Raw genomic sequence first — 10,069 nt, 5'->3', positions numbered from 1 at the left:
GCCTAAACAGCGCGGGGCGCTGTTTACCTGATGCGGGAGGGAGCCGCGAAGCGGCGGAAGGGTGAGGGGGAGATTTAGGCCTCTCCCGCCCGATCAAACCGTGCTCTTGTCGCCCTGGTACTTGATCTCGAGATACCGCCCGCGCGTCGACAGCGCATCGAGGTCGCCCTGCGCGAGCTGTGCCGCCATCTCGTCGATCTCGCGCCCAATCACGCTCAATCCTTCGACCAATTGCTGATCGGGACTCTTGCCGTTGCGCTCGACGCTGCGCAGCGCCGAGGGAACACGCTCATATCCCTTGATGAATTCGGGCAATTGCTCGCCGACCAGCTTGCGGATTTCGGCCGCGGCAGGCTCATTCTCGTCGAGCGTGGCCAATTGCGGGGTCAGCGCGTCGAGCTTGAGGCCGATCTGGTCGACCAGGTTGATCGCCGGCGCGGGCAGCGCGGGGCGCTGCGAATCGAGCCAGCGCCCGGTCTGCGCGGGCAGTGCCTTCAGATCGACCTGGCGTAGTTTCTCGAACGTCGGCGCACGCTGCGCCGGGGTCGCGAGCAGAACCATCGTCGCCACCACCATCGCGACGATCATCAGCAGGAAGCCGAACATGCCGATCGGCCCGACGACCAGGCCGAACACTACGGCCAGCCCGACGATCGCCGCATCGGCGATCGCCGCCCGCGTTACGCGCTGGCCGACATCGTTGACCCGCACGCTCCGGCCCGGCCCCGCACGATAGCGTTCGGAGGTCCGGTCCAGCGTCTCGCGCGCCCGTGCGATCACATCGTCGGTAGAGGACATTTACACCGCCTCGAGCTTGAAACTGTCGGCCTGCGGGCCCTGCAACGCGGCCTGCGACTGACCTTCGGCGCGTGCGATATAGCCCTTCGACTTCTCGACCTCGGTCGACAGCGTGTTGACCGTCGTCTTCATCGAATCGAGCGCCTTCATCTTGAAGGCATCGATCGCGTCCATCGTGTCGTAGATATTCTGGAACGCGCGCTGCAGCGTCTCGACCGGGATGGTCGAGGCGGCGGCCTGTTCGTGGATCTGCGCGGTCTGCGACTTCAACAACTGGCCGGTCGAATCGATGATGTTGGCGGTCGTCGTGTTGAGCTGGGTGATCTGTTCGAGCACCAGTTTCTGGCTGGTCAGCGCCTGCGCGACGGTGACCGCGGTGCGCAACGCCGAAACCGTCGTGGTCGACGCGCGGTCGACGCCCTTGATCAGCTCGACATTGTTCTTCTTGACCAGATCGAGCGCCAGATAGCCCTGCACCGTCACCGCCATCTGGGTGAGCAGGTCCTGGGTCCGCTGGCGCGCATAGAATAACGCGCTTTCGCGCAACGCCTTGGCCTTGGCCGGATCGGTCGCGTCGAGGTCGTTGGCCTTGTCCTCGAGCTTCGCGTCCATCGTCTTGGCGAGATGGATCATCTGTTCGAGCCGGCCCATCGCAGCCCACAGATTGGCGCGCTCGGTCTCGATCGCGGCATTGTCCATCAACAGCTCGTCCTTGCCCGAGCCGAGGCTCTTGAGGATCGACGAGATGTGCGTCTGCGACGATTTGTACTTGTCGAAATAGGTGTTGAGCCCGCCGCCGAAAATCTTGTCAAGCAGGCCGCGGCCGCCCGAGATCAACTTGCCGTTCTTGCCCGGATCGAGCTTTTCGATCGTCTGGCGCAGCTGGATCAGGTCGGCACCGACGCCGGTGTCCTTGTCCATCGCGCGCACCGGACGATCGAGGAAGCGGTTCGATTGCGACGCCGCCTCGCGGATCTCCTTCTGCCCCATGCTGGTGATGGCATCGACGCGCTTGCCGAATTCGGGCGAGTCGACGTCCTGTGCGACCAGATCATCGACGAACGCATCGACCCGGCGTTCGAGTTCGGTCCGCTTGGCGTCGTCGACGGGCACCAGCCCCGCCGCCTTGGCCGTCGTCACCGCGGCAACGGGCTCGGGCGGCGTCAATACCAGATCGGGTTCGGCCGTGACGGTTTCGGTCGGGGTCGTCGCCATTCTCAGTCCCTTTTCGCGGTGGTTCGTGGAGTCTGGCCACGAATGGCCGCGCGTTCAAGTGTGTTGCTTATGTAACACGCATGCACCGAAAGACAAGCGCCGCTTGGTGCCGGGCCTCCGACGCTATTTGGCGGCTTGGGCGGTCGGCGCGGCGCCGGTTGCCAGCCAATAGACCACATTCCGGATGAAACGCTTGTTGCCGAGCGCGCCCGGCGCGTCGAAGCCCATGAAGCGCTTTTTGGGACCCGAGAGCTGGGCCGACCAGGCACCGGCCTCGGCGAGCAACACGACGCGTCCTTTCCCAACCGGCAGTGTGGCACCGCGCAGGTCGTTTGGAGTCATCGGCCGGGGCGGCTTGTCGGTAACCAGCATCCTCCAGGTCGAATCGAACCGCAGCAACGGGGTAGCGGCGGCGGGCGCGGTGAAGGCGGTTCCGTAAAAGGTCTGGATCTGCGGCAGGCCATGCGTCAGCGGGCCGTCGACCAGGCCGCCGTTCGCGAAGCTGAAGAACTCCGCATTGGGATCCTTCTGCGCGGCATACATCTCGATATCGAAACCGAACGACGACGCCAGGGCACGCAGGCTGCCGGCATAAGGCGGATGGTCGGCGATCATCAGCAAGGCGCCGCCATCCTTCACCCAATCGGTGATCGTCGCGATTTCCCGCGGCGTGAAGGCCGAGGTCGATTGGTATTTGGGCCGGCCGGGGGGATCGTCCGGATTGACCGGATCCACGATCACCAGCATTCCCGCCCCGGCCAGATTGGCGGCCGAGATCGGTTTGTCGAAATCCCACACGACATAGCCGTCATGCGTCAGCACTGCCCCGAACGGTGCATAGTTCTTCGCCAGGGTCTGGAATTCGTCATGGCCCGAATCGACCAGTACTACGGGTCCCTTGCCCGGTGCGAAGGCCGGATCGGTGACGGCGGTATCGGCATTGGGATCGACGACCTGCTGCGCGAATGCCGGCGCGGCAAGGGCGACCAGCAGTGTCAGCGCTGCAGTGGCGATTTTCGGCATCAATTTCCCCCACGGGCTGCGTTGAGCGCCCGACCCCACCATAGCAATTCGTCGAACAGTGCCGAGAGGCGCCTGTCTTCTATTTCACCCGCATTGAACCGATCGCCCTCGCGCAGCTTTGCCGCACCCTGGAGATGCACCGCGCTGCTGAGCGGCGCCATCGCCAGCGCGACGGCAACCTGTCGAAGCTGTTCGACCGATCGCGCGCCGCCCATCCCGCCATGCGCAACGAAGGCGACGGGCTTGCGGCCCCATTCGGCATAGACGGTGTCGAGCGCGTTTTTCAGCGCCCCGCTCATGCCGTGATTATATTCGGGCGCGACCAGGATATAGCCGTCCGCCGTGCCGATCTTTTCCGCCCAGGCGCGCTGCTTCTCCCCGGTATAACGACCGGTCGCGGGAGGATTGGGCTCCGCGAACATCGGCAGGTCCCATTCGGCCAAGTCGAGCAGCTCGGCATCGAACTCGGCGCGCGCGGCGATCCGGTCCATCACCCAAGTGGCGATCGGCAACGAGATGCGCCCATCGCGGACGCTGCCGACAATCACTGAAATCCTGAGCTGCGCCATGACTGCCTTTCATTTGATAGCCCGTCATCGCCGCGCCTCGCAAAAGGATCAAGCGTCAGCCTTTGTCAGGCGTAGGGCCGGTCGTCGCCGAGGCGCTGTTCGCGCAACAAGCGATCAATCGTCCGCCCGGGCGTTCCGGTCGCGCGCTGCCAGGGGGCAAAGGGTAGCAATAGCCCCGCCAGAGCTTCCGCGTCGGCGAGCAAGGCGGCGCCATCGTAATCGGGCTCGGCGATCGCCGCCTTCAGCCACGCTCCCAGTGATTCCTTGGCGACACATGTTTCCGCGATGAAGACGCGCAGGCAGACGCCATAGCCGCCCTGAATCCACGACGCCCATTCATCCTGGGCGGCATCCCGGGCAGCGTCGGGATCGATCGCATCGCCCGAGAAACAGGCCGGAAAGGCCAGGCGCGCATATCGCTGATGACGGAGCGCCACCACGAACCGGTCGGCGAAACGGTCGCGCAACATAGCTGCCGCCTCCGCCAGGGAGCTCCCGCCGCGCGTCGCCATTTCCGCCTGACGCAGGCCCCAGGCGGCGCCCGGGCTGTACCAGTGCTCGCCCGCGGGCGCTGCGCCGTCCGCCCCGAGTGCACTCCACCAGCCCTCGGCGCCCCGGGCGTAGATCGGCCCTGGCGCGCATCTGGCGGCGATCAAGTGTTCGACCCGCGCCGGCGCTACGCCGACCGCCTCGGCAAGATCGTCGAGCGTCCAGAACCAGCGCTCGACATAGCGGCGGGCGTCGTCATCAGCGTGCATGGGCATCTTCCTTTGCTACGCCCGACGGATAGCGAGGGCGGACCGCTCGATGCTTCGGCAGCCGCCGAATGATGGCGCAGATGCCCGCGCCCCTTCCCGCACCGCACAAATTACGCTATGCGCGCCCCCGAACCCGCCTTCGGGCGCTCCAATCAGGATATCTCATGAGCCTCCGCAACGTGGCGATCATCGCCCACGTCGACCATGGTAAGACCACGCTCGTCGATCAGCTTTTCCGTCAGTCCGGCACTTTCCGCGACAACCAGCGCGTCGAAGAGCGCGCAATGGATTCGAACGATCTCGAAAAAGAGCGCGGCATCACGATCCTCGCCAAGTGCACGAGCGTCGAGTGGGACGATCATGCCGGGCATAAGACTCGCATCAACATCGTCGACACGCCTGGTCACGCCGATTTCGGCGGTGAGGTCGAGCGCATCCTGTCGATGGTCGACGGCGTCATCCTGCTGGTCGATGCGTCGGAAGGCGCGATGCCCCAGACCAAGTTCGTCACCGGCAAGGCGCTCGCGCTGGGTCTCCGCCCGATCGTCGTCGTCAACAAGGTCGATCGCCCCGACGAGCGCATCCAGGAAGTGCTCGACGAAGTGTTCGACCTGTTCGTCAGCCTCGAAGCGACCGACGAACAGCTTGATTTTCCGGTCCTCTATGCCTCGGGCCGCAACGGTTACGCGAACGAGGATCCGAGCTTGCGCGAAGGCACGCTCGCTCCATTGTTCGAAAAGATCGTCGAGCATGTTCCGCCCCCCTCGGCCGATCCGGACGGGCCGTTCAAGTTCCTCGTCACTCTGCTCGATCGCGACAATTTCCTCGGCCGCATCCTGACCGGCCTGATCTTCTCGGGCTCGGTCAAGACCAACCAGCAGATCCACGCTCTCGACAATGACGGCAACGTCGTCGAAACCGGCCGCGCGTCGAAGATCCTGACCTTCCGCGGGCTCGAGCGCGTGCCGACCGACGAAGCGCAGGCAGGCGACATCATCTCGATCGCGGGCCTGACGCACACCACCGTGTCCAACACGATCTGCGACCCCGACGTGACCGAGCCGCTCCACGCGCAGCCGATCGATCCGCCCACCCTGTCGATGCGCTTCGCCGTCAACGACAGCCCCATGGCGGGCCGCGAGGGCACCAAGGTGACCAGCCGCATGATCCGCGACCGCCTGTTCCGCGAAGCCGAGAGCAACGTCGCGATCAAGGTGACCGAAGCCGCCGATCGCGACAGCTACGAAGTCGCCGGCCGCGGCGAGCTCCAGCTCGGCGTGCTGATCGAGACGATGCGCCGCGAGGGGTTCGAGCTCGGCATCAGCCGCCCGCGCGTGCTGTTCGGCGAGGATGAGAGCGGCAAGAAGACCGAGCCTTACGAAACCGTCATCATCGACGTGGACGAGGAATATTCGGGCACGGTCGTCGAGAAGATGGCGATCCGCAAGGCCGAGCTGACCGACATGCGTCCGTCGGGCGGCGGCAAGACCCGTATCACCTTCTCGGCGCCCAGCCGCGGCATGATCGGCTATCACGGCGAGTTCCTGTCGGACACGCGCGGTACCGGCATCATGAACCGGCTGTTCGAGAAATACGGGCCCCACAAGGGCAATATCGAGGGCCGCAAGAACGGCGTGCTCATCTCCAACGGATCGGGCGAGGCCAACAGCTACGCGCTCGGCCCGCTCGAAGAGCGCGGCATCCTGTTCGTCGGACATGGCGAGGCGCTGTACGAGGGCATGATCGTCGGCGAGAACGCCAAGCCGGATGACCTCGAGGTCAATCCGATGAAGGCGAAGCAGCTGACCAACTTCCGCGCGTCGGGCGGCAAGGACGATGCCATCCGCCTGACGCCGCCGAAGAAGATGACGCTGGAACAGGCGATCGCCTATATCGACGATGACGAGATGGTCGAAGTGACGCCCAAGTCGATCCGGTTGCGGAAGCGCTATCTCGATCCGCACGAGCGGAAGCGGGCCAGCCGGGCGAAGCAGGCAGCGTAAGGCTGATCCTTCGATCCGACCTGTCGATCAGCAAGGCCCCGCGCGGTTCGCATCGCGCGGGGTTTTTGCCTTTCACTTCATCCCGGCGAACAATTCCCACACTTTCGGGCGTCCGCTGGGTTTGGGCGTGCCGTCGAGCCGCTGCGCGCGGATGATCGTCACCGGCCGGATGAGCATCTGGCCTTTCATCGCGCCGTCGCCGCCGGGGCTGGTGGGCATCGCCAAGATCCGCTTCACCACATCCATGCCGCCGACGATGCGGCCGAACACGGCGTAGCCGGGCGATCCGGGCCGCGCGTCCATGTTCGGGCTCGCCCCCACCATCAGCGAGAAATTGGCCGTCCCGGAATTGGGGTTGTCGTAGCGCGCCATCGAGATCGCGCCGTCGACATGATGCAGGCCGGTCTTGCTGGTCGGTTCGAGCGGCACGGGCTCGAGCCTGCGCCGCGCATCAGTGTCGATCCCGCCCTGGACGAAGCCGAGATTGGGCGCGCCCTTGCGCCTCGCCGCGCGATAGAAGCGCGTGCCGTCGAGCCGGCCGTCATCGACATAGGCAAGGAAATTGGCTCCTGTCTTCGGCGCGTGCCGGACATCGATCGCGAGCGTGATCACGCCGGCCGACGTGGTCATCCGGACGCGGACGATCGGCGGCTCCTTGGGAACAGCCGCCTTCTGCGGCGCCGCCGCCGAAACCGTCGCTCCGAATGCCAAAGCCAGAACCGTCAGTTTCGCGAACCGCACGTCACGTCTCCAAAATATACAGGAGCCGCCGATAGCTGATCCGCCGCCCGGAGAAACCCCCCGTTCGCCGCTAAACGAGCGCGTTGCGCCTGATCAGCTCGCGATACCAGGCGGCGCTAAGCTTGGGGATGCGCGCCTGCGTCTTGAACTCGACATAGTGCAGCCCGAACCTCTTGCCGTAACCGTCGGCCCATTCGAAATTGTCCATCAGGCTCCACAGGAAATAGCCCTTGAGCGGCAGGCCTTCGGCGGTGGCGCGCTGCGCCTGTCCGATATAATTGCGCAGGTACATCACGCGATCGGCATCGTCGATCCGTCCGTCGGTCACTGGATCGTCCGCCGAACAGCCGTTTTCGGTGATGTAGATCGCCTTCGGCTTCCACAGCTCGGTCGCGTTGCGCACTGCCCAATAAGCGGATTCGGGTCCGACGCGCAGCCAGGGCGAGGCCATGCGCGGCGACGACGCCAGCATCGGCAGGACCGTATAGCCCTGCGCATTGATATCGGCCCGGACGAATTGCGGCGCGTAGACATTGATCCCGATAAAATCGAGCGGGCTGCCGATCGCCTTCATGTCGCCGTCCTCGACCTTTGGCGCGGTCGCGCCCTGCGCCGTCAGATAGCTGTCGATATAGCGTCCCTCCATCACCGCGGTCAGCGCCGCGGCATTGACCTCACGCATCGCCTTGCGTGCCGCGTTGATATGCTCGGGGGTCTCGATCACCGGCACAGTGATCGAGGGATTGTCGGCCAGCCCGACCTGCGTCCCCGCCTTCGCGCTCGCGCGGATCGCCTGGACGCCGAGGCCATGCGCCAGGACGCCGTGATGGCGGACCTGATTGACCCCGGCCGGATCGAGCTTGAGACCAGGCGCGTGGATACCCTCTCTGTGGCCGAGATCGGTGAAGCAGACGAATTCGTTGGTCGTCATGAAATGCTTCACGCGATCGCTGAGCTTGCCCGCCATGAACCCGGCATAATCGGCAAAGGCCTTGGCGGTGTCGCGCGACTGCCAGCCGCCGGGCAATGCGGCGGGCAGATCCCAATGGAACAAGGTGACGTACGGCGTGATGCCGTTGGCCAACAGGTCGTCGACCACGCGGTTATAATGGTCGATCCCGGCCTGATTGGGCTGGCCCCGCCCTTCCGGGAAGATGCGCGACCAGGCGAGCGACATCCGATAGGTCGAGACGCCGAGATTCTTGAGCAACTGGTGATCGTCGCGATAGCGATGATAACTGTCGCAGGCGACGTCGCCGGTGTCGCCGTTCGCGACCTTGCCCGGCGTGTGCGAGAAAATGTCCCAATTGGTTTCGCCGCGGCCGTCTTCCTTGACCGCGCCCTCGACCTGATAGGCGGCGGTCGCGCATCCCCATTTGAATCCCTTGGGGAAACGACGCTCGGCAACCGCTCCGGCCGCCAGCGCGGGGCTTGCCGCCGCCATCGTTGAGAACGTTCCCAAAATCGCGCCGACCTCACGCCGGGAAAACTCTGCCATGCGCCTCTCCTATTCCTGGAATGGCGCGCAGCCTAACCATGCCTCGCGGCAATTGCCAGTGTCGGCAGGCGCCCGACGAACGGGCGCCCGTCCGGTTCAGGCCAAGGCAGTCTCGCGATAGCGTTCCGCGACCGCGCGGTTGCTGAGCTTGCCGCCCAGCGCCATGCGGGACGCCTGCATTGCTTCCCATTGCGGCAAATCGGCATCGGCTAGCGGCGGGATCGTGACGGTCTCGCGGCGATCGAACCCGACCAGCGCCGCATCGACGAGATCATCGACATCCATCACCCATTCGGGCGGAAAGGCGTTGACGTCCTTGCCCGACCGTTCCCAGATTTCGGTCCGCGTCGCGCCCGGTAATACCGCCTGCACATAGAGGCCCTTGGAGCCATATTGCGCTGCCAGGCTCTGGCTCAGATTGAGCAGAAAAGCCTTCGATCCGGAATACACCCCGTCGAACATTTCCGCGACCAGCGCCAACACCGAGGCGAGATTGATGATCGCGCCCTCTCCGCGCGCGACGAATGCCTTGCCCGCGGCGCCCGCCAGCACGGTCGGCGCGGTGATGTTCAGCGCGACCAGCCGCTCGATCTCTACCGGATCGACCGAAATCGCATCCCCGGTCATCGACAGGCCGGCATTGTTGACGAGCAACGTGATGGTCGGATCGCTTGCGAACCGTCCCGCCACACGCACCAGGTCGGCGCGATCGGTGAGGTCGGCTCGAACCACCTCGATCGTGCGGCCAGTCTCGCCGCGCAGGCGCTCGGCCAGCGCCTCCATCCTGGCCTGATCGCGTGCCACCAGAATCAAATCATAGCCGCGATGGGCAAGGCGATCGGCGTAGACCGCGCCGATGCCGGTCGACCCGCCGGTGATTAGGGCGGTCTGGTTGAGAGCTTGAGTCATCGAATTTCTCCTTCACGCCCGGCACCGAGTCGAGCGACTTGCATTTTGATAGTTATGTGACTATCGTTTTGCAATGGACACTGAGAAATTATCCTTTGGCGTCTGCCCGGTCGGCCGCGGACTGGCGCGCACGGGCGATGCCTGGAGCATGCTGATCCTGCGCGATGCGGGACTCGGCCGAACGCGGTTCGACGATTTTCAGAAAAACCTGGGAATCGCGCCCAATATCCTGACCAGGCGGCTCGCCGCCTTGGTCGAGGCGGGCATGCTCGAGCGTCGGCGCTATAGCGAACGCCCGCCACGGGACGAGTACGTCCTGACCGAAGCAGGGCGGGATTATCTGCCGGTGCTGCAGGCGCTGGGTGGCTGGGCACGCAAGCATTTCGGCGAAGGCGCGATGAGCGAGCTGGTCGAGACGAGCAGCGGGCGGACGATCACGCCGCTGGTGGTCGACGCCGAGACCGGCGTGCCGTTGTCCGAGATCGCGGTGACGCTGCGCCAGCCCGGGGATGCCTGAACAGGCGGGCGACGGAGCTGCCGAAATTGGAGGAAGGC

Annotated in this window: 10 protein-coding genes; 2 read left to right on the top strand and 8 right to left on the bottom strand. The window is 64.9% G+C overall.

The window, feature by feature from the left end; genetic code table 11:
- Positions 1 to 93: 93 nt before the first annotated feature.
- The 5 genes from SMA01S_RS19895 to SMA01S_RS19875 form a co-directional block, all read right to left on the bottom strand.
- A complete protein-coding gene (locus tag SMA01S_RS19895) occupies positions 94 to 798 on the bottom strand; it encodes an HAD family hydrolase (RefSeq protein WP_066826599.1) in 705 nt (234 codons plus the stop codon).
- Positions 799 to 2,013 carry a toxic anion resistance protein gene (locus SMA01S_RS19890; RefSeq protein WP_066826598.1) on the bottom strand — a complete coding sequence of 405 codons (1,215 nt, stop codon included), beginning with the start codon at positions 2,011 to 2,013 and terminating at the stop codon, positions 799 to 801. It abuts the gene before it with no gap.
- A gap of 123 nt (positions 2,014 to 2,136) precedes the next feature.
- Complete coding sequence (locus tag SMA01S_RS19885; RefSeq protein WP_066826596.1) at positions 2,137 to 3,036, bottom strand: hypothetical protein; 900 nt, start codon at positions 3,034 to 3,036, stop codon at positions 2,137 to 2,139.
- Positions 3,036 to 3,605: an NADPH-dependent FMN reductase gene (locus tag SMA01S_RS19880; protein WP_084250469.1), complete on the bottom strand. Its 570-nt coding sequence runs from the start codon at positions 3,603 to 3,605 to the stop codon at positions 3,036 to 3,038. The genes SMA01S_RS19885 and SMA01S_RS19880 overlap by 1 nt, the downstream gene beginning before the upstream one ends.
- A gap of 65 nt (positions 3,606 to 3,670) precedes the next feature.
- A complete protein-coding gene (locus SMA01S_RS19875; RefSeq protein ID WP_066826594.1) occupies positions 3,671 to 4,363 on the bottom strand; it encodes a DUF6058 family natural product biosynthesis protein in 693 nt (230 codons plus the stop codon).
- A 164-nt stretch (positions 4,364 to 4,527) separates the two neighbouring features.
- On the opposite strand from SMA01S_RS19875, the gene typA reads away from it, so the two are divergent.
- The gene (gene typA, locus SMA01S_RS19870) at positions 4,528 to 6,366 is read left to right on the top strand and encodes a translational GTPase TypA (RefSeq protein WP_066826593.1); all 1,839 of its coding nucleotides are present in this window, start codon (positions 4,528 to 4,530) and stop codon (positions 6,364 to 6,366) included.
- A gap of 72 nt (positions 6,367 to 6,438) precedes the next feature.
- Here typA and SMA01S_RS19865 read toward each other — a convergent pair whose 3' ends face one another.
- The 3 genes from SMA01S_RS19865 to SMA01S_RS19855 form a co-directional block, all read right to left on the bottom strand.
- Positions 6,439 to 7,107 carry a peptidylprolyl isomerase gene (locus SMA01S_RS19865; RefSeq protein WP_066826592.1) on the bottom strand — a complete coding sequence of 223 codons (669 nt, stop codon included), beginning with the start codon at positions 7,105 to 7,107 and terminating at the stop codon, positions 6,439 to 6,441.
- Positions 7,108 to 7,177: 70 nt separating this feature from the next.
- Complete coding sequence (locus SMA01S_RS19860) at positions 7,178 to 8,551, bottom strand: GH1 family beta-glucosidase (protein WP_439654319.1); 1,374 nt, start codon at positions 8,549 to 8,551, stop codon at positions 7,178 to 7,180.
- Positions 8,552 to 8,701: 150 nt separating this feature from the next.
- Positions 8,702 to 9,514, bottom strand: coding sequence for an SDR family NAD(P)-dependent oxidoreductase (locus tag SMA01S_RS19855; RefSeq protein WP_066826590.1), 813 nt, complete (start codon positions 9,512 to 9,514; stop codon positions 8,702 to 8,704).
- Between the two features lie 73 nt (positions 9,515 to 9,587).
- Here SMA01S_RS19855 and SMA01S_RS19850 point away from each other — a divergent pair, with 73 nt between their 5' ends.
- Entirely contained in the window at positions 9,588 to 10,031 is a 444-nt protein-coding gene (locus SMA01S_RS19850; protein WP_066826589.1) for a winged helix-turn-helix transcriptional regulator, read from the top strand.
- Positions 10,032 to 10,069: the final 38 nt, after the last annotated feature.

The sequence above is a fragment of the Sphingomonas mali NBRC 15500 genome (assembly GCF_001598415.1).
GTDB classification, from domain to species: domain Bacteria; phylum Pseudomonadota; class Alphaproteobacteria; order Sphingomonadales; family Sphingomonadaceae; genus Sphingomonas; species Sphingomonas mali.
Note: the sequence above shows the minus strand (reverse complement) of the source record. Positions and strands in the feature narration are given on the sequence as shown.

Coding starts and splice junctions, on each gene's coding strand:
- SMA01S_RS19895 (WP_066826599.1), bottom strand. CDS start 798: ATGTCCTCTACCGACGATGTGATCGCACGGGCGCGCGAGACGCTGGAC.
- SMA01S_RS19890 (WP_066826598.1), bottom strand. CDS start 2,013: ATGGCGACGACCCCGACCGAAACCGTCACGGCCGAACCCGATCTGGTA.
- SMA01S_RS19885 (WP_066826596.1), bottom strand. CDS start 3,036: ATGCCGAAAATCGCCACTGCAGCGCTGACACTGCTGGTCGCCCTTGCC.
- SMA01S_RS19880 (WP_084250469.1), bottom strand. CDS start 3,605: ATGGCGCAGCTCAGGATTTCAGTGATTGTCGGCAGCGTCCGCGATGGG.
- SMA01S_RS19875 (WP_066826594.1), bottom strand. CDS start 4,363: ATGCACGCTGATGACGACGCCCGCCGCTATGTCGAGCGCTGGTTCTGG.
- typA (WP_066826593.1), top strand. CDS start 4,528: ATGAGCCTCCGCAACGTGGCGATCATCGCCCACGTCGACCATGGTAAG.
- SMA01S_RS19860 (WP_439654319.1), bottom strand. CDS start 8,551: ATGGCGGCGGCAAGCCCCGCGCTGGCGGCCGGAGCGGTTGCCGAGCGT.
- SMA01S_RS19855 (WP_066826590.1), bottom strand. CDS start 9,514: ATGACTCAAGCTCTCAACCAGACCGCCCTAATCACCGGCGGGTCGACC.
- SMA01S_RS19850 (WP_066826589.1), top strand. CDS start 9,588: ATGGACACTGAGAAATTATCCTTTGGCGTCTGCCCGGTCGGCCGCGGA.